The sequence below is a fragment of the Mycobacterium paraseoulense genome, assembly GCF_010731655.1.
GTDB lineage: Bacteria > Actinomycetota > Actinomycetes > Mycobacteriales > Mycobacteriaceae > Mycobacterium > Mycobacterium paraseoulense.
In genome coordinates, this window is sequence record NZ_AP022619.1 from 2836755 (window position 1) to 2854938 (window position 18184).

At 68.5% G+C, this 18184-nt stretch carries 16 protein-coding genes and 1 riboswitch; of the genes, 10 read left to right on the top strand and 6 right to left on the bottom strand.

Translation table 11 applies throughout. The features are described from left to right. The first annotated feature begins 40 nt into the window (after positions 1 to 40). The 4 genes from G6N51_RS12955 to metE all read left to right on the top strand — a co-directional run bounded on the left by G6N51_RS12955 (position 41) and on the right by metE (position 5679). Positions 41 to 1321 carry a TetR/AcrR family transcriptional regulator gene (locus G6N51_RS12955; RefSeq protein ID WP_083172210.1) on the top strand — a complete coding sequence of 427 codons (1281 nt, stop codon included), beginning with the start codon at positions 41 to 43 and terminating at the stop codon, positions 1319 to 1321. 77 nt (positions 1322 to 1398) lie between these two features. After that, complete coding sequence (locus G6N51_RS12960) at positions 1399 to 2241, top strand: SDR family oxidoreductase (RefSeq protein WP_083172211.1); 843 nt, start codon at positions 1399 to 1401, stop codon at positions 2239 to 2241. Positions 2242 to 2366: 125 nt separating this feature from the next. After that, positions 2367 to 3008: an SDR family oxidoreductase gene (locus G6N51_RS12965; protein ID WP_083172153.1), complete on the top strand. Its 642-nt coding sequence runs from the start codon at positions 2367 to 2369 to the stop codon at positions 3006 to 3008. Between the two features lie 81 nt (positions 3009 to 3089). Then, positions 3090 to 3253, top strand: a riboswitch (cobalamin riboswitch). Positions 3254 to 3408: 155 nt separating this feature from the next. Beyond that, positions 3409 to 5679, top strand: coding sequence for a 5-methyltetrahydropteroyltriglutamate--homocysteine S-methyltransferase (gene metE, locus G6N51_RS12970; RefSeq protein ID WP_083172154.1), 2271 nt, complete (start codon positions 3409 to 3411; stop codon positions 5677 to 5679). A 90-nt stretch (positions 5680 to 5769) separates the two neighbouring features. Here the strand turns inward: metE and G6N51_RS12975 are convergent, their stop codons facing one another. Continuing rightward, complete coding sequence (locus tag G6N51_RS12975) at positions 5770 to 7494, bottom strand: DUF3556 domain-containing protein (protein ID WP_083172155.1); 1725 nt, start codon at positions 7492 to 7494, stop codon at positions 5770 to 5772. 122 nt (positions 7495 to 7616) lie between these two features. Here G6N51_RS12975 and G6N51_RS12980 point away from each other — a divergent pair, with 122 nt between their 5' ends. Beyond that, positions 7617 to 7826 (top strand): hypothetical protein, encoded by a 210-nt coding sequence (locus G6N51_RS12980; RefSeq protein ID WP_083172156.1) that lies wholly within the window; start codon positions 7617 to 7619, stop codon positions 7824 to 7826. A gap of 120 nt (positions 7827 to 7946) precedes the next feature. Here the strand turns inward: G6N51_RS12980 and prpD are convergent, their stop codons facing one another. Further along, positions 7947 to 9452 carry a 2-methylcitrate dehydratase PrpD gene (gene prpD / locus G6N51_RS12985; RefSeq protein WP_083172157.1) on the bottom strand — a complete coding sequence of 502 codons (1506 nt, stop codon included), beginning with the start codon at positions 9450 to 9452 and terminating at the stop codon, positions 7947 to 7949. 118 nt (positions 9453 to 9570) lie between these two features. Here prpD and G6N51_RS12990 point away from each other — a divergent pair, with 118 nt between their 5' ends. Together G6N51_RS12990 and G6N51_RS12995 are read left to right on the top strand one after the other, a co-directional pair. Beyond that, the gene (locus tag G6N51_RS12990; RefSeq protein WP_083172158.1) at positions 9571 to 10935 is read left to right on the top strand and encodes a flavin monoamine oxidase family protein; all 1365 of its coding nucleotides are present in this window, start codon (positions 9571 to 9573) and stop codon (positions 10933 to 10935) included. A 135-nt stretch (positions 10936 to 11070) separates the two neighbouring features. Beyond that, positions 11071 to 11538 (top strand): hypothetical protein, encoded by a 468-nt coding sequence (locus tag G6N51_RS12995; protein WP_232078369.1) that lies wholly within the window; start codon positions 11071 to 11073, stop codon positions 11536 to 11538. On the opposite strand, the gene G6N51_RS13000 is transcribed toward G6N51_RS12995, so the two are convergent. Then, positions 11535 to 12044 carry a DoxX family protein gene (locus tag G6N51_RS13000; protein WP_083172160.1) on the bottom strand — a complete coding sequence of 170 codons (510 nt, stop codon included), beginning with the start codon at positions 12042 to 12044 and terminating at the stop codon, positions 11535 to 11537. The genes G6N51_RS12995 and G6N51_RS13000 overlap by 4 nt on opposite strands. A gap of 200 nt (positions 12045 to 12244) precedes the next feature. Here G6N51_RS13000 and G6N51_RS13005 point away from each other — a divergent pair, with 200 nt between their 5' ends. Both G6N51_RS13005 and G6N51_RS13010 read left to right on the top strand, forming a co-directional pair. Then, on the top strand, positions 12245 to 13822 hold the full coding sequence (locus tag G6N51_RS13005) for a pyruvate, phosphate dikinase (protein ID WP_083172161.1): 1578 nt from the start codon (positions 12245 to 12247) through the stop codon (positions 13820 to 13822). Further along, the gene (locus tag G6N51_RS13010) at positions 13819 to 14433 is read left to right on the top strand and encodes a MarR family transcriptional regulator (protein ID WP_083172162.1); all 615 of its coding nucleotides are present in this window, start codon (positions 13819 to 13821) and stop codon (positions 14431 to 14433) included. The genes G6N51_RS13005 and G6N51_RS13010 overlap by 4 nt, the downstream gene beginning before the upstream one ends. Here the strand turns inward: G6N51_RS13010 and G6N51_RS13015 are convergent, their stop codons facing one another. The 3 genes from G6N51_RS13015 to G6N51_RS13025 all read right to left on the bottom strand — a co-directional run bounded on the left by G6N51_RS13015 (position 14434) and on the right by G6N51_RS13025 (position 17166). Next, positions 14434 to 15675 carry a WS/DGAT domain-containing protein gene (locus G6N51_RS13015; protein WP_083172163.1) on the bottom strand — a complete coding sequence of 414 codons (1242 nt, stop codon included), beginning with the start codon at positions 15673 to 15675 and terminating at the stop codon, positions 14434 to 14436. After that, a complete protein-coding gene (locus G6N51_RS13020; protein WP_083172164.1) occupies positions 15676 to 16581 on the bottom strand; it encodes an alpha/beta fold hydrolase in 906 nt (301 codons plus the stop codon). It abuts the gene before it with no gap. 111 nt (positions 16582 to 16692) lie between these two features. Continuing rightward, complete coding sequence (locus tag G6N51_RS13025; RefSeq protein ID WP_083172165.1) at positions 16693 to 17166, bottom strand: VOC family protein; 474 nt, start codon at positions 17164 to 17166, stop codon at positions 16693 to 16695. Between the two features lie 123 nt (positions 17167 to 17289). On the opposite strand from G6N51_RS13025, the gene G6N51_RS13030 reads away from it, so the two are divergent. Further along, entirely contained in the window at positions 17290 to 18153 is an 864-nt protein-coding gene (locus tag G6N51_RS13030) for an alpha/beta fold hydrolase (protein WP_083172166.1), read from the top strand. The last annotated feature ends 31 nt before the right edge of the window (positions 18154 to 18184 follow it).

An 18184-nucleotide genomic window follows, 5' to 3' on the forward strand; every position in this document is an offset into this window, starting at 1 on the left:
ATGCCGGTCCGCAGTCGTCCGGATGCGCGCACCGCTGATCATGCCGCGAGCGGAGTCATTGCGAGCCGGTGCCGCAGCCGATTTGGGTACGCGCCGAACCGAGATCCTGACCACCGCAGCCTCGTTGATCGCGCAGTCGGGACTGCGGACCTCGTTGCAGGAGATCGCCGACGCGGCCGGCATTCTTCCCGGCAGTCTCTATCACCATTTCGAATCCAAAGAAGCGATCCTCATCGAGTTGATCCACCGCTATCAGGACGATCTGGACCGGATCGGGCAAGCCGCGCAAGCGAAGTTGGACAAAGCCGACCCGCGCCCCGTCCCCGACCAGATCGTCGAGCTGGGCTCGGCCATCGCCAACTGCGCCGTGCAGCACCGCGCCGCCCTGCAGATGTCGTTCTACGAGGGCCCGAGCACGGACCCGGAGTTGATGAAACTGACGCAGCAGCGGCCCGTGGCCATCCAGGAGGCGATGCTGCAGACGCTGCGCGCGGGCAGGTGGAGCGGCTACATCAAACCCGACATCGACCTGCCGACGTTGGCCGACCGCATCTGCCAGACCATGCTGCAGGTCGGCCTGGACGTCATGCGTCACAGGTCCCCCGCCGACCAAGTGGCCGCGCTCCTATGCCGAATCATGTTGCAGGGGCTGGCAACCCGGCCGCCCACCGACTCAGCGCTCGACCGATCCAACGCCTTCGCAGCCGCCCGGGACGTCATCGACACGTGGTCGGACGACAGCGAGGCCGACCCCAGCGACAAAGCGGCGCACGTCCGCGCGGTGGCGCGAACGGAATTCGGCCGCAAGGGCTACGAGGCCACCACCATCCGGGACATCGCCTCCGCGGCCGGCCTGGGCACCGGAACCGTCTACCGGCTGATCGGATCCAAGGACGAACTTCTCGCGTCGATCATGGAATCGTTCGGCCGCAAGGTCGAGGCGGGCTGGGTCAACGTGCTGCGCGCGGATGCCACGCCCATCGAAAAGCTTGACGCACTGAGCTGGGTCAACGTCAACGCCCTCGACCGGTTCTCCGACGAATTCCGCATTCAGCTCGCCTGGATGCGTCAATCACCGCCGGACACTCCCAACCCGGGCTGGCTGTACGCGACCCGACTTCGGCAGATGAAAACGCTGCTTTCCGAAGGCATCCGCTCCGGGGAGATCAGCGTGGACGCGGCATCCACCGCGATGCTCGCGCGGTGCGTCATCGGCTTGCAGTGGATACCGGAGAACATCCTTGCCGAGGTCGGCAAACGCGCGGCGCTGGTGCATGTCCGCGACACGGTTCTGCGTGGCGTCGCGGTTCGCGCCGGGTAGGTGTTGAACCAAAAAACTGTTACCCATACAGTTGGGCAATTAGAACCGCGTTGGCAGTGAACGAGAAGGGGATTTCCATGACTATTGTCGATCGCTTGCGCTACGACGGCAAGCGGGCTCTTGTCGTCGGCGGCGCCACCGGCATGGGTGCGGCAGCGGCCAAGTCAGCGGCCGAACTCGGCGCCGAGGTGATCGTGATGGACTACGCGCCGGTGAACTATGACGTCGCCAAGTCCATCCAGGTCGACCTGCGCGATCCCGCATCGATCGACGCCGCACTCGAGCAGCTCGACGGTCCGATCCACGCCCTGTTCTCGGCCGCCGGCATCGCCGACGGAACAACCGACCTGATGGCGATCAACTTCATTGGCCACCGCCACCTCATCGACCGGCTCCTCGAGAAGAACCAGCTACCCTCGGGCTCGGCGATCTGCTTCATCTCCTCGGTCGCGGGCATGGGCTGGGAGAACGACCTGGATCTGCTGACGGAGTTCCTCGCCACGCCGGACTTCGCCTCGGCGCAGGAATGGGTCAAGGCGCACGAAGCCGAAGGCATCATCCACTACGGCTTCTCCAAGAAGGTCGTCAACGCCTACGTCGCAACGCAGGGCTACCCGCTGCTGAAGAAGGGCATCCGGATCAACGCGATCTGCCCCGGCCCCACCGACACCCCCCTCGCCCAGGCCAACGCCGACCTCTGGCTCACCTTCGCGCAGGACTACCGCGAAGAAACCGGTTCGAAGGTGCACACCCCGGAGCAGATGGGTGACGTGATGGCGTTCCTCAACAGTGCCGCCGCCTTCGGCATCAGCGGCATCACGCTGTTGGTGGACTACGGGCACACGATGGCCTCGCTGACGAATGCCTACCCGCCGGGCAAGCCGATCATCGACATCATCATGGGGCGCGTCAAACTCTAGGCCGTATGGGCGGCCGGGCGAAGCGGCGGACTAGTAAGAAGTGTCGGGTGCCCGGCCAGCGGGGCGCCGAGCCGCGAGCGCCCGGCGAGCCGGGCGCCCGGCGCGCAAAGGCTAATGTCGAGGGCATGGCACGAATCGTCGTCATCGGGGGCCACGGCAAGGTCGCACTGCAGCTGGCCCGCATCCTGCGCGAACGCGGCGACCAGGTCACGTCGGTCTTCCGCAACCCCGAGCACTCCGACGACGTCGCGGCCACCGGCGCCCAGCCCATGGTGGCCGACATCGAGCGGCTCGACACCGATGTCCTGGCCGGCCTACTGGCGGGCCACGACGCGGTGGTCTTCTCGGCCGGAGCCGGCGGCGGCAACCCGGCGCGCACCTACGCCGTCGACCGCGATGCCGCGATCCGCGTCATCGATGCCGCCGCGCGGGTGGGCGTCAAGCGATTCGTGATGGTCTCCTACTTCGGCGCCGGTCCAGATCATGGTGTACCACAGGAGAATTCGTTTTTTCACTACGCGGAGGCCAAGGCGGCCGCCGATGCCCATCTGCGCGCCAGCGGTCTCGACTGGACCGTCCTGGGACCGGGGCGGCTCACCCTCGAACCACCCACCGGCCGCATCGCGCTGGGCGAAGGCAAGGGCGAGGTCTCCCGGGCCGATGTCGCCTCGGTGGCCGCCGCCGCGCTGGCGGACGACTCGACCGTCGGCCGAACGATCGACTTCAACAACGGCGAGACACCGATCGCCGAAGCGCTGGCACGCTGACAAGGAGCACCCGGGTAAGCTGCGAAACGCAGCTGGTTTGCCGTCGCCGCGCCAAAGCGACGCCGGCATCGAGCGAGGCAAGTTGGTAGCGCTTCGCGAGAGGGAACCCGGTGAGAGCCCGGGACTGTCCCGCAGCGGTATGCAGGAACGACCGCCGTCACACGAGCACTGGTCGCAAGACTGGGAAGCGACGGCCAGTAGGAGCACCAGCCGGTGCGCGCCTGCGAGTCCGAAGACCTGCCAGCCGTGCCGGGCGCGCCGCGCCCGGCGGCTCACCGCCTCGTGGAATGGGCGTTTGGCTGGGTCGGTTGCGGTCTATGTACCAGAGGTGCCATCGCAACCGGATTGGCTTGCGTCCGTTGGCGGTGACCACCCCGTCGATTGAAGGACGAAAAGTATCATGACCCCTCAACCATTCACCGCCACCGTCATCGGCTCGCCACGCATCGGGCCGAAACGCGAACTCAAGCGCGCCACCGAGGGCTACTGGGCGGGGCGAACCAGTCGAGCCGAGCTCGAAACCGTTGCCGCCACGCTGCGGCGCGACATGTGGGCCGGGCTCGCCGCCGCCGGCCTGGACTCGGTTCCGGTGAACACCTTCTCCTATTACGACCAGATGCTGGACACCGCGGTGATGCTCGGCGCCTTGCCCGCCCGGGCCGCGCAGGTCGCCGACGATCTGGACCGCTACTTCGCCGCGGCGCGCGGCAATTCCGACATCGCGCCGCTGGAGATGACCAAGTGGTTCGACACGAACTACCACTACCTGGTCCCCGAGCTCGAGCCCACGACCACGTTCTCGCTCAACCCCGACAAGGTGCTTTCTGAACTGAAAGAGGCTCTCGGGCAAGGGATTCCCGCCCGGCCGGTCGTGATCGGGCCGATCACTTTCCTGCTGTTGAGCAAAGGCGTCAAAGGCTCGGGCGCTCCCATCGATCGGCTCGAGGAGCTGGTGGGAATCTACGGGGAGCTGTTGTCCTTGCTCGCCGATAACGGCGCGCAGTGGGTGCAGTTCGACGAGCCGGCGCTGGTGACCGACATCTCCCCCGATGCCCCGGCACTGGCCGAGGCCGCGTACAACGCGCTGGGCAAGGTGAGCGACCGCCCCGCCATCTTCGTTGCCACCTATTTCGGCGACCCCGGCGCATCACTGGCCGGGCTGGCCCGCACCCCGGTCGAGGCGATCGGCGTCGACCTGGTTTACGGCGCCGACACGGCCGTGGCGGGCATTCCGGAGTTGTCCGGCAAGACCCTGGTGGCCGGCGTCGTCGACGGACGCAACGTCTGGCGCACCGACCTGGAGGCGGCGCTCGGCAAACTGGCCACCCTGCTGGGTTCGGCTGCCACGGTGGCGGTTTCGACGTCGTGCTCCACGATGCACGTCCCATACTCGCTGGAACCGGAATCCGAACTCGACGACGCGCTCCGCAGCTGGCTGGCGTTCGGGCAGGAGAAGGTGATCGAGGTGGTGACGCTCGCGCGCGCCCTGCGCGACGGGCGCGAGGCCGTCGCCGACGCGATCGCGGGGTCCAACGCCGCGGTGGCCTCCCGCAAGAGCGATCCGCGGCTGCACAACGACGGGCTGCGCGCCCGCATCGACTCGATCGTCGCCAGCGGCACCCACCGCGGTGATGCGGCCCAGCGCCGCGCCAGCCAGGAGGCGCGGCTGCACCTGCCGCCGCTGCCGACGACGACCATCGGCTCCTACCCGCAGACCTCCGCGATCCGCAAGGCGCGCGCCGCGCTGCGGGCCGGCGAGATCGACCAGGCGGAGTACGAGAAGCGGATGCGCAAGGAGATCGCCGACGTCATCAAGCTGCAGGAGGAGCTCGGGCTCGACGTGCTGGTGCACGGCGAGCCGGAACGCAACGACATGGTGCAGTACTTCGCCGAGCAGCTGGAGGGGTTCTTCGCGACGCAGAACGGCTGGGTGCAGTCGTACGGCAGCCGCTGCGTGCGCCCGCCCATCCTGTACGGCGACGTGATCCGTACCCGCCCGATGACCGTCGAATGGATCTCCTACGCGCAGTCGTTGACCGAGAAGCCGGTGAAGGGCATGCTGACCGGTCCGGTCACGATCCTGGCGTGGTCGTTCGTCCGCGACGACCAGCCGCTGGCCGACACCGCCAACCAGGTGGCGCTGGCCATCCGCGACGAGACCGTGGACCTGCAATCCGCCGGCACCGCCGTGATCCAGGTCGACGAGCCGGCGCTGCGGGAGCTGCTTCCGCTGCGTCGCGCCGATCAGGAGGACTACTTGCGGTGGGCCGTAGGGTCCTTCCGGTTGGCCACCTCCGGCGTCGCGGACTCCACGCAGATCCACACCCACCTGTGCTACTCGGAGTTCGGTGAGGTGATCGGGGCGATCGCCGACCTGGACGCCGACGTGACATCCATCGAGGCGGCACGCTCGCATATGGAGGTGCTGGACGACCTGAACTCCGTCGGCTTCTCCAACAGCGTCGGCCCGGGCGTCTACGACATCCACTCACCGCGGGTGCCGAGCACGCAGGAGATGGCCGAGTCGTTGCGCGCGGCGCTGAGAGCCGTGCCGGCGGAACGGCTGTGGGTGAATCCCGACTGCGGGCTCAAGACCCGCAACCCCGACGAGGTGACCGCGTCGCTGAGAAACATGGTCGCCGCCGCGCAGGAAGTCCGTTCGGGGGCTTGAGGTTTCTGTGGTTGCGCTCGCGGGCGTAACGGCAGGGCGACTATGGGCAAGAAATTCCGCCCTGGCGTTACGACCGCGGCGCTCGCGCGCCTACTCCGAAAGCACCGCGACGGGGACGTCGTCGGCCCAGGGCTGCCGGGTCACCATGTCCGCGACCCGGACGACGCCGCGCTCGAACTCGCCCGTCGCCGCATCCACCAACCGGTAGGCCTGGATCTGCTTGTGGATCGGCTGGGCATCGAGCAGGACCACTCGCACCTCGCCGGGCTCGAAGTGGCAGCGCTCCTGCAGCGCGGCGATCAGCTGCTCGTTGTGCATGTGGCCGTCGCCGAAATTCCAGCCGATGGCGGTGCTGCAAATGCGCTCGCCGTCGATGAGGATGTAGTCGTCCTCGTTGTGGCCCGCCATTGCGCGGTGCGCCAGCGTGAACAACGCGCGGCCGTGAGTGTTGAACCCGCGGAACGCATATCCCATGTAGAGCGGGATCTGGGCGGCCTCCGGGCTGCCGTAGAACCGCTCCAGCTGGGCCTGCGGCATGCTCGCGATCGCCACGATGCCCCTGCTGATCTTGTCGTTGGCCGAGGGTTTGATGCACCACAGCGTGGTGTCCCAGTTCCCGGCGTAGTACCGCATCCCCGGCAGGAATGAGATTTTGCGTGGAAACAGGTTGCCCAGCAAGACGATTCCCGCGATGACCACGAACAGGATCGCCACCACCACCGGGTGTCTCAGGTCGCGTAGGCCCAGCCTGGCGTGCGCGACGAACAAGGCGAGCACGCCGTAGATCATGAAGACGTTCCACTCCAGCGGCACGCCCATCGGGATCGACACGAGAATGCCCAAGTGGAAACAGACCATGACGACGGCGGCCACCGTGATCGGCGAGCCGCTGTGGCAGAAGAACAACGGCAGCGGCACCAGCATCTCGATGGCGGTGCTCACGTGCGCCACCCAGCGCGACAGCCGCCCGGGCCGCAGGTCGTCCGGAAACCTCTCGAAGAACTGCCGTTTCAGCCACCGGGGACGCACCAGCGGGTTGTTGGACATCATCGTGGAGATCACGAACGGGAAGTGCTTGTTGAGCTTCGACGTCGCGGCACCCATCCAGATGACCAGGAACACCACCTTGGACCCGACGATCATGTCGGCGCCGCCGAACAGGAACGTCACCGCCATGGTCGCGTAGACCTCGCCGCGGGCGGCCAAGAAGATCACCTTGTCGCGCAGGCCCAGCACGCCGAGCAGCAGCAGGATCAGCACGATCTTCCAGGTCGGCAGCAACCCGACCGTCGTGCCCAGCTCCGGTATCGGCCCGGTGCCGTCGGAGAACAACGCACTGAAGGTCACCAGCAGGAACAGCGCGTACAGCGCGACGTCGATCGGCTTACGCTTGGTGCCCCTGGTCAGGGGCACCCGGTCCGGCCACGGTGGCAGCCGGATGGTGCCGAACCGCATCCAGTAGAGGATCGAGCCCATGGGTGGGAAGAACCGGTTGTTCAGCGGCCCGAACCCGCAACCCAGCCCGATCACCTCGAACAGCATCGTGTAGAGGACGACCTTCTCGAACGCGATGGGCTCCGACCACCACGACGCGACGTTGGTGAAGCCGCCGAACCCTTTGGTCGCCGAGGCGAACAGCCAGGCGCCGAGGATGTAGAGCAGGATTTTGACGACATAGAACAGGTGCAGCGCGACCGGCGTGCCGAAACCGACCTCGGCCCAGTGCTTGGCCATCGGACGGATCTTCTCGCTACGGGTGCCCTTGTTCCACTCGGCCATGTCGAGCTGCGGCAGCTCAGGCTTGAGAAATCCCATGGTGGTCAGATTAGAACGTGTTCTAGGCGCGCGGCACCCGAGCCGGGCAAGAAACCTTTGCCCATGACTTGGCCGCCGGATAGCGTGAAGGCGGGTCGGCACGGGCCTTAGGAGGCGTCACCATGAGCAGACTTCGAATCCTCGGCTCGGCCGCCGTGATGACCGTCGCCGTCGCCGTCGCACCGGCCGCCCGCGCCGAGGCACCCGCGCCGGGCGATGCCTGCACGGTGCTGCACGCGACCACCCAGGACGCCAACAACCGGACGATGTGGTGCAACCCCACGATGACCGGCGCCCACGACCTGGTGTGGCAGTACGGCGGGCCGGCCTAAACGGCGGTCTCCCTGGTCGAGTGTGAGCCTAGGGCTTTCAGCGTGCGCTGAGGGCGAGAAATCCGCGACATTTCCGCCGTGGATGCACACTGAAAGCCGTGAGCGCACACGCGATTTCACTCACGGAAAGATGCCTGGGGCGATCGTCGGCGCGTGCTCGAGCGCCCGACGATCAACCACGACGTTGAGCGCGCCGACGTCGCCCGCCCGCAGGTCGGCCAGCGCGGCCACGGTGGAGAGAAACCTTTCCCGCTCAGCCGCGTCCACGACGTCTCCGGCGAGCTCGGTGAACTTCTGCACGTACTGGGGCCGCCGGAATGGCCGCGCGCCCAACGGATGGGCGTCCGCGACGGCCAGCTCGTCGACGATCACTTCCCCACTTTTCAGCGTGACCTCGGCGCGGGCCCCGAACGCCCTGTCGGCCGGATCGGGCGCGTGGTAGCGGCGGGTCCAGTCCGGATCCTCGACCGTGGAGATCTTGCGCCAAAGTTCGACGGTGTCGGGCCGGTGGGCGCGCTCGGCGGTGTACGAGCGTTCGTGGTGCCAGCTGCCGTCCTGCAGCGCGACGGCGAAGACGTAGGGCAGCGAGTGGTCGAGCGTTTCCCGTGACGCGTCAGGGTCGAACTTCTGCGGATCCCCCGAGCCCGTTCCGATCACGACGTGGGTGTGGTGGCTGGTGTGCAGCACTATCGTGGCCACCTCATCGAGGTCACCGATGCGGGCCCGCAGCCGCCGCGCCAGGTCGATCGGCGCCTGGCTCTGATACTCCGCCGAATGCTCCTTGGTATAGCTGTCCAGGATGGCGCGCTTGGGCTCGCCGGGAGCGGGCAACGGCACCTGATATTCGCGGTCGGGACCGCCCAGCAGCCAGGCGATCACCCCGTCCTCGCCCTCCCAGATCGGCGCCGGCGATGTCTCGCCGCGCATCGCGCGGTCCACGGCCTCGATGGCGACCTTGCCCGCGTGCGCGGGGGCGAAAGCCTTCCAGCTGGAGATCAGTCCCTTGCGGGACTGGCGGGTGCTGGTGGTGAGGTGCAGCGCCTGCCCGACCGCCTGATAGATCGTCTCGGTGTCCAGCCGCAGCATGGTTCCGATGCCGGCGGCCACGGACGGACCCAGATGGGCGACGTGGTCAATCTTGTGCTCGTGCAAGCAGATTCCACGGGACAGGTCGATCTGAATTTCGTAGGCGGTGGTCAGGCCACGGATCAGGTCGGCGCCGCCCAGCCCCAGCTGCTGGGCGACCGCGACCAGCGGGGGGATGTTGTCACCCGGGTGGGAGTATTCGGCGGCCAAAAACGTGTCGTGGTAGTCGAGTTCGCGCACCGCGACGCTGTTCGCCCAGGCGGCCCACTCCACCGAATAGGTCCCGTCGACGCCGAAAACCCGGGCCCCCCGCCGCGCCGGATGGGCCAGCGCCTGCTGTCGCGCCACGGTGACCGGCCGCCGCAGCACGGCGGCCGCGCTGACCGCCGCGTTGTCGATGATGCGATTCGCCACCATCTCCGCGGTTTCCGGCTCGACGGCGACCGGGTCGGCGGCGACTTCGGCGATCTTGGCCGCCAGGTGTTCGGCGCGGGGAAAGTCGTCGGAGCTGCGCCGCGTCCGCACCGTATGGATCAACACAAACCCGCACCCTATGACCGGCGAGAACGCGAGCGGAAATCTCCGTTAACCCACAACCACCGGCACCGGCCGAGGTGTAGTTTGCTCCTGGGGCGGTGCCTAGGTTGAGGAGCCAGCCGTGTCAGAGGTCGATTATTGCGTAGTCGGAGCGGGATTCGCGGGCCTGACGGCCGCCCTGCGGTTGACACAGTCAGGCCATTCGGTGGCCTTGCTGGAGGCGCGTGACAGGGTCGGCGGCCGCACCTTCACCGAGTACCGGCCCGACGGGACATGGATCGATCGCGGCGGCGCGTGGATCGGGCCGGGACAGGACCGGATCTACGCGCTGATGGACGAGTTCGGCGTGTCCGAGTACAAGCAGCACCACGACGGCGACGCCATGATGATCGTCGACGGCAAGAAGCACCGCTACGGCGGCACCATCCCCTGGACGATGAGCCCGTGGGCGGTCGCCAACCTCGGGGTCGGCCTGCTGTCGATCGAGAAAATGGCCAAATCCCTTCCGCGCGAGGCGCCTTGGGATGCCAAGCAGGCCGACGAGTGGGACCGCATCAGCATCGGGGAATGGATCGAGCAGAACACCATGTCCAAGGCGGCACGTGAGATGCTGGACATGGCCTTTGCCGGCCTCTATACCTCGGCGGCGTCAGAGACGTCGTTGCTGTGGGGGTTGTTGCAGACGGCATCGGCTGGCGGACTGACGTTCGCGATCTCGGGCAAGGGCGGCTCCCAGGACGCGCGCCCGGTCGGCGGAATGGGCGCCATCTACGGGCGCATCACGGCCGAGCTCGGCGACTCGGTGCACCTGTCGCAGCCGGTGCGGCAGATCGCGCAGGACGCCGACGGGGTGACGGTGACCGCGGCCGACCTGACGGTGCGGGCCCGGCGGGTCATCGTGGCGATCCCGCTGGCGATCGCCTCCTCGATCGTCTACGAGCCGATGCTCCCGGTGGACCGGGCGATGCTGCACCAGCGCATGCCGAGCGGCGCGGTCATCAAGACGTCGATCGTGTACGACGAGCCGTTCTGGCGCGCCGACGGACTGTCCGGCCAGTCGGCGGCTCCGGGGAGCCCTGCCACCCTGACCATCGACGCCTGCGCGGACACCGGCGACCCCGGCGTCATGTGCGTCATCACCGAGGGACCCGCGGCACGCCGGCTGACGAAGCTCAACGAAGCCGAGCGCAAGGCGGCGCTCGTCGGCGAGCTGGTCGACCGATTCGGCGAGAAGGCCCGAACGCCGCAGGAGTACCACGAACAGAACTGGACGATCGACCGCTACTCCGGCGGCGGGATGATCGGCCACGCCCCGACCGGCGTGCTGACCGAATTCGGTTACACCCTGCGCGAGCCATGTGGCCGCATCCACTGGGCCGGGACGGAGAGTTCGGCCGTCATGTGCGGGTGGATCGACGGCGCGATCCGCTCCGGTGAGCGCGCCGCCACTGAAGTCCGGGAAGCCGAGACCGCCGCGGTCGCCTGATCGAATCACCCGGCCACGTCTTTTCAGTGGCCTGGTTCAATCCCGCAGACCCCTACATTGGCGTACGTGAGCCGAGATCCTTAGCAGACGACGGGATCGGGAGGAAACCGGGTGCGCACCAGGGTAATCGACGTAGTGACCGTCGTGGCGGCCGTCGCGTCAGCCGCACTGACTCTTCTGCCATGGATCGATATGAGCCCGTTGGGCTTGCCCATGCGCTGGAACGGTCTGGGCATCTACATCGGCGAGCATGGCGAACACTATGGTGCTCTGTTCACCGACCTGGTCAACGGCACGCCGGGCTGGGTTGTGGTGATTGCCTCGCTTGCGGCCGGAGGCGCGCTGCTTGGCGCGAGCCGAGTGCGGGTGCTCGGACTCGTCGCCTGCGGATGCGCGGTCGTCGCATTCGTCAGCGCTGCCTTGTGTTTGGTGTATCCGGCGGTACTGGCCGGCGATGCCGGGCACGAATTGGGCATATCTCTGGTCCCGGACCGGGAAGTGCTGAACTCCTCCGCGTTGATCGCCGAAGCCGTGTCCACCGGCGTGCTGGTGGTGTGCACCGTGCTCACCGTCGCCAGAGCGAAGAGCACCACCGCCAGCTAACCGGTCTGCTTAGCGGGCGGCCGGTAGAAGATCACCAGCTGGCCGATCGCCCCGGCGAGGCCGAGCACGACCGAGATCAGCAGTCCGCGCCAGCCGTCCATCCAGTTGTGCCCGAACACCACGTAATCAAGGCTGAGCTTTCCGGCGCCCAGGGTGGCGACCGCGACGGCGCTGACCGCCAGGACCAGGTTGTACTCCCAGCCCTCCTTCACAATGAAGAAGCCGTTGGCCCGGTGCACGGTCCAGGCGGCGACCAGCATCAACGACACGAAGCCCGCCGCGGGGATCGGGGTGAGCAGGCCGGCGGCCAGGCCCAGCCCGGCGGCCATCTCGGTCGTGGCGGCCACGGTGGCGTGGAACTTGCCCGGCTTCATGCCGATGCTCTCGAACCACCGCGCGGTGCCCGGGATGCGGCCGCCGCCGAAGAACTTGTTGTAGCCATGCGCGGCCAACGTCACGCCCAACACCAGCCGCAGGATCAATAACCCGACGTCGTAGGGAGTCATACCTGCAAACCTAGATCATGGGGCGCACCGGAGGACAGGAGCGGCGAGCAGCTAACTCCGGTGACCCGTGTGGGAACATTGCGATCGTTCCGACGTTGGCCGATCGGCAGCTGACCCGAAGGGGGTGCACCACGGCTCGTATCGCACGAGGCAGCGGCGCCCACCGTGACGCGTCTGGGGTCGCTTCTGACGGGCAATCCGTGGTGTCACTCGACGGCACAGCAAGTCACCCCCGGGAGTTGCTGGGCAACAAGGGCCACGGCATCGAGGTGATGCGCCGGCACGGTCTGCCGGTGCCTCCCGCGTTCTGCATCACCACCGAGGTGGGCCTGCGCTACCTCGCCGACCGCCGTTCGGCGATGGACGCGATCTGGGACGACGTGCTCGACCGGATGAGTTGGCTGGAGGCACAGACCTCCCGCACGTTCGGGCGGGGTCCGCGTCCCCTGTTGGTCAGCGTGCGCTCGGGAGCCACCCAGTCGATGCCGGGCATGATGGACACGATCCTGGACCTCGGCATGAACGATGAAGTCGAGCACGCTCTGGCCGCCGCCGATGCGGCGTTCGCCCGTGACACCCGCCGGCGGTTCGAGGGAATGTACCGGCGCATCGTCGGCGTAGGCGACCACGAAGCGGTGCCCGCCGACCCCTACGCGCAGCTGCGCACCGGGATCGAGGCGGTGTTCGCCTCGTGGAACTCGCCCCGGGCGGTCGCCTACCGCGCCCACTACGGCGTCGACGACCGGAGCGGCACCGCCGTCGTCATCCAGGCGATGGTGTTCGGCAACCACGGCCCCGATTCCGGTGCGGGCGTCCTCATTTCGCGCAACCCCATCACCGGCGACAACGCGCCGTTCGGCGAATGGCTGCCCGGCGGGCAGGGCGACGACGTGGTGTCCGGTTCGGTTGACGTGGAACCGATCGCCGCCCTGCGCGACGAACAGCCGGCCGTCTACGACGAGCTGATGGACGCCGCCCGCCGATTGGAGCGACTCGGGTCCGACGTCCAAGAGATCGAGTTCACCGTCGAAGGCGGCAAGCTGTGGCTGCTGCAGACGCGGGGCGCGGAGCGGTCGGCGCAAGCCGCGGTGCGGCTGGCGCTGCAGCTACGGCACGAGGGGCTCATCGACGATGCCGAGACGCTGCATCGGGTGACTCCGGCGCACGTGCAGACGCTATTGCGGCCCGCTTTACAACCCGAGATACGTTTGGCCGCAAAGCTCTTAGCCAAGGGGCTGCCGGCCTGCCCCGGCGTGGCGTCGGGCAAGGCATACACCGACGTTGATGAGGCGCTCGACGCCGCGGAGCGGGGTGAGTCGGTGATCCTGGTGCGCGACCACACCAGGCCCGAAGACGTCTCCGGCATGCTGGCCGCCCAGGGCATCGTCACCGAGGTGGGCGGCGCGGCCAGCCACGCGGCGGTGGTCAGCCGCGAACTCGGCCGGGTGGCCGTGGTGGGTTGTGGTCACGGGGTCGCCGCGTCGTTGGCCGGCAGGTTGATCACCGTCGACGGCGCCGAAGGCGAAGTGCGCGAGGGCAATCTGAACTTGTCCGCGTGGTCGGAAAGCGACACGCCCGAGCTGCGGGAGCTGGCCGGCATCGCGCGGCGGATCAGCCCGTTGCGTGCCCACAGCTCCGGCGACCACGCGCGGCTGGACGACACCACACCGGCCGCGGTCGCGGCGGCCATGCAGAGCGGGCGCACCGACGTCGTCTCGGCCACCCCGCTGATCGTCATGCTGACCGCGTTGCGCCTGGCGAGCGGGACCACCTCGTGACGGAACTGGCCGTGCTGCAGGCGGTTCGACTCAAAGGCCGGGTGCGTCCCACCGACCTGGCCGCGACATTGCACGAGGACCTTGCCGGCGTGACGGCAGCGATCGAGCAGCTCACCGCGTCAGGTCTGCTCGCCGATGGCGCGACGGTGCGGATCACCCCCGCCGGGCGCGCGAGGCTCGCGGCGCTGCTGGACGAGGAACGCCGCCACACCGACCATTCCGCGCTGGCCGCCGCCTACGCCGACTTTCGCCCCGTCAACGCCGATTTCAAATCGGTGGTCACGGATTGGCAGCTCAAGGGCGGGCCCGAGGGCATCCCCAACCCCCACGACGACGCGGAATACGACGCCGCGGTACTGGCCCGCCTCGGCGATGTGCAGGCGCGGGTGCTGCCGATCATCGAGGCCGCCGCGGCTCAGCTGCCGCGATTGTCGGTTTACTCGGCGAAATTGGTTGCGGCACTGGACAAAGTGCGGGACGGTGACAGCGCCTGGCTGACCAGGCCGCTCGTCGACTCCTACCACACCGTGTGGTTCGAGCTGCACGAGGAGCTGATTACGGCCGTCGGCCTGACGCGGGAGGAAGCGGCCAGGTCCGGCGACGCCCACTAGCTACAGCGCCGCGTCGAGCAACCCCAGGTAGACGTCGATGTCGGGGACGGCCGACTCCGCCGCGTGCACGCTGATCGCGACGGTGTCGCCGATGCCGTGCACGCCGTGCGTCAGGCCCATCACCGGTGACAGTGCCGGGTAGCCGGCCGTCAGGGCCACCCGGGCGCCCCCGAACGTCAGATCGGCCGGCCCCCGGTGAACGCTGGATACGACGGTGTTGCCGGACACCTGCACCGGGCGGACGTCGGCGTCGAATTGGGCCACGCCCCAACGTAATAGGGGCGCGGGCACCGCCGCGAAAGCGCGGTCGGCGTAGCGCGTCGCCGGATGCGCGAAGCGGCGCCGGCCGTCGGCCAGCTCGGCCGCGATCCGCTCGGCGCGCGCCTCCCACCCCAGGTTCGGATGCAGCCCCACCACGACGTTGCCGAAGTGGTTGTGCGCATGCGGCTCACCGGGCTTGGCCATCGGGACCTCGGCGCCCAGCGTACCGGCGGCGTCGCCCAGCAGGTTGGACAGCGCGGCGGACACCGCGCACAGCGCACCCACGGTCACCGTCGGGCCACGCACCTGACTTCGGCGTCGCAGCAGCGTCCGCACCGAGCGGGCCGGTCCGGGACGCGCGTTCGTCGGCAGCAGGGGGCGGGGACCGGCCCTGGGCGCCAGCAGCCCCGCGCCGATGTCGCGCTCCAGCCGGCGATGGGCGCGTGCCGCCTGGGCCGCCCGCCACGGCAGCAAGCCCGCCCGCGGCGGTCGCACCGCGGGCACGGGATGGGACCGGCCGAACAGCCAGGCGGCCATCGCGGCCGCCCGCGCCCCGTCGGCCAGCGCGTGCGCGACCTGCATGACCGCCACACTCCCCGGCCCGGTGACGCCCGGGATGTCCAGCACCGGCGCGAAGACGTGCAGTCGCCAGGGCATCCGGCGAACGTCCAGCTGGTCGGCGGCGAGGGCGACGACGGCCGCCAGGCAACCCGCCCACGTCTGTTCGTCGAGGTCGTGGCGGACCACCCGGTCCGGCGCGACGGTCGCCGACACCCACCGCGGGTAGGTCAGCGGGCTCCCGTCCCGCACCCGCGTCGTCAGCTCCGGGCAGGCGCGCGCCCGCCGGCAGACCTGGTCGGCGGCGGCGGGGTAATCCGACGGTTCGCCGTCGAAGGCGTACAGCAGGAACTCGTCGTTGGGGATCTTGGCCGACATCCAATAGAACTGCGCATCGACGGCGGCCATCCGCTGCGCGGCCATTCAGCCGGGTGAACCGATGAACCCGAGCACCAGGTCGGCGACCTTGTCGGGCTGTTCGAGCTGCAAGAAGTGTCCCGCGTGTTCGACGACGGCCACCTCGCTGCCCGGCGGCAACACCTTCTCGGCCCAACGGGCGAACGCCGCTGTCATGCAGCCGTCGTCGCGGCCGTGCAGGTAGAGGCACGGCCACACGGGTTCCTCGGTCCACAGCTCGTTGAGTTCGGCGTACTGCGCCGGCGACGGGGTGTTTCGGATGGTGGCGCGGTAGGGGCCCAGCGCCGCATGCCAGCTCTCGGGCGTCCCGATCGCCGCGTCGACATGGCGCAGGTCCTCGTCGGCGTGATAGCCCGGCGACCACCGCCGCCACAGCAGCGGCAGCACCCAGGAGGCGGAACGCTCAGGCAGCCACGGCAATTGGAAGTACATGATGTACCAGCTGCGCAGCAGCTGGCGCGCCAGGTGCGCGCCCAGCCGCGCGCGCTCGGCGGCGCCGGCCTTGCGACGGAAGGCCGCCGACGGGGGGACCGACATGATGACGGCCTTGGCGAAGGGGCTGTCGGGCATGGCGGCCAGACCGGTGGTGGCGATCGCACCCCAGTCGTGGCCGATCACCACGTCGTGGGGGGTTCCGCCCGCTGCCGCGCGCACCCGCAGGGCGTCGTCCATCATCGCACCGACGTGATAACTGCCGTCGGTGGGAATCGACGACGGCGCGTACCCGCGCATGAACGGCGCCACCACCCGCCAGCCCGCCTCGACGAGCCGGGGAGCGATCTTGCGAAATCCGTAGGGAGTGTCGGGAAACCCGTGCAGGCACAGCGCGACGGGGGCGTCGCGCGGCCCCCAAGTGAGTGCCTTGAGGTCCCCAGCGGGGCTGGGCACGTCGATCCAGCCTGGTTCACCCATGTTCACTCCCTGCTCGGCGCGTCCGCACGGACCAACCTAACGCGCGCGGCCAAAAGACGCACCGACCGCATACCGCTAGCGGTCAAATTGCAGCTGCGACAGGGAATTTCGCTATGCCTGCGCGGCGGCTCTGTCCAGCTCGGCGATGATGATCTTGCGCATGCCATACATCGCCCGGGTGGCCGCCGCGGCGCGCACCCGATCGGGGCCGCCGATGAGCTCGTAGAGCCGGTCCGGGATGATCTGCCAGCTCAGGCCGAAGCGGTCTTTGCACCAGCCGCATTGCGACTCCTCGCCGCCGTCGGTCAACCGCTCCCAGTAGTAGTCGACCTCGTCCTGGTCCGTGCAGTGGATCGTGAAGGAGACGGCTTCGTCGAACTGGAAGTGCGGGCCGCCGTTGATGCCGATGAACCGGGTGCCGTCCAGCACAAAGCTGCCGGACAGGACGGTGCCCGGCTCGCCGGGCCCGGCCTCCGTAGTTCGGTTGAAGCCCTCGATGTGCGAGTTCGGGAATACCGAGGTGTAAAACCTCGCGGCCTCCTCCAAATCGTGGTCGAACCACAACGACGGGGTGATCGATGGCATGGGTCGCGGCCTCCTCATTGGCTCGGTGGTGTCGTCCCCAGATAGACCGCCGCGGCGGCGGAAATTCATCGCGTCATCGACCCGCGCAACGGTGCTTAAGCCCCCTATGTAACGTCAGGTCGCATGAGCGCGGTCAGCAGCGTCCCCCAGACGGTCGAATTTTCCGGCGTCGGCGGGATCACCTTGGTCGCCGACGAATGGAATCACGGGACCGGCGGCGCGGGCCGGCCGAGTGTCCTGATGCTGCACGGTGGCGGCCAGAACCGGCATTCTTGGAAAAGCACCGGTCAAATCCTCGCCGACGAGGGCCTGCACGTCGTGGCGCTCGACAGCCGCGGGCACGGGGACAGCGATCGCGCACCCAACGCCGACTACGACGTCGAGACCCTGACGGCCGACGTCCTGCAGGTGATCGAGGCGATCGGCCGGCCGGTGATGATCATCGGGGCGAGCATGGGCGGACTCACCGGCATCCTCGCCGCGCACCGGGCGGGGCCGGCGAAGGTGACCCGATTGGTCCTCGTCGATGTGGTGCCCCGATTCGAGAAGGGCGGCAGCGCCCGCATCCGCGATTTCATGATCAGCGGCCTCGACGGCTTCGACTCGCTGGAGCAGGCCGCCGACGCCGTGGCGGCCTATCTCCCGTACCGGGACAAGCCGCGCAGCCCCGAGGGGCTCAAGAAGAACCTGCGCCTGCGGGACGGGCGCTGGTACTGGCACTGGGACCCGGCGTTCATGACCAAGCCCGGCGACGACCCGGAGTTGCGCACGGAGAACTTCGAGCAGGCCGCCAAACACCTGTCGATCCCCGTCCTGCTGATCCGTGGCAAGCTGTCGGACGTCGTCAGCCCGGAAGGTGTTCGGCACTTCCTGGCCACCGTGCCCCGCGCGGAGTTCGTCGAGCTCTCCAACGCCGGGCACACCGCGGCCGGCGACGATAACGACGCTTTCAGCGACGCCGTGGTGAAGTTCGTCAAGCGCCACTGAGCCCGTTGGTGGCGACCCGCATCGCCCGGCG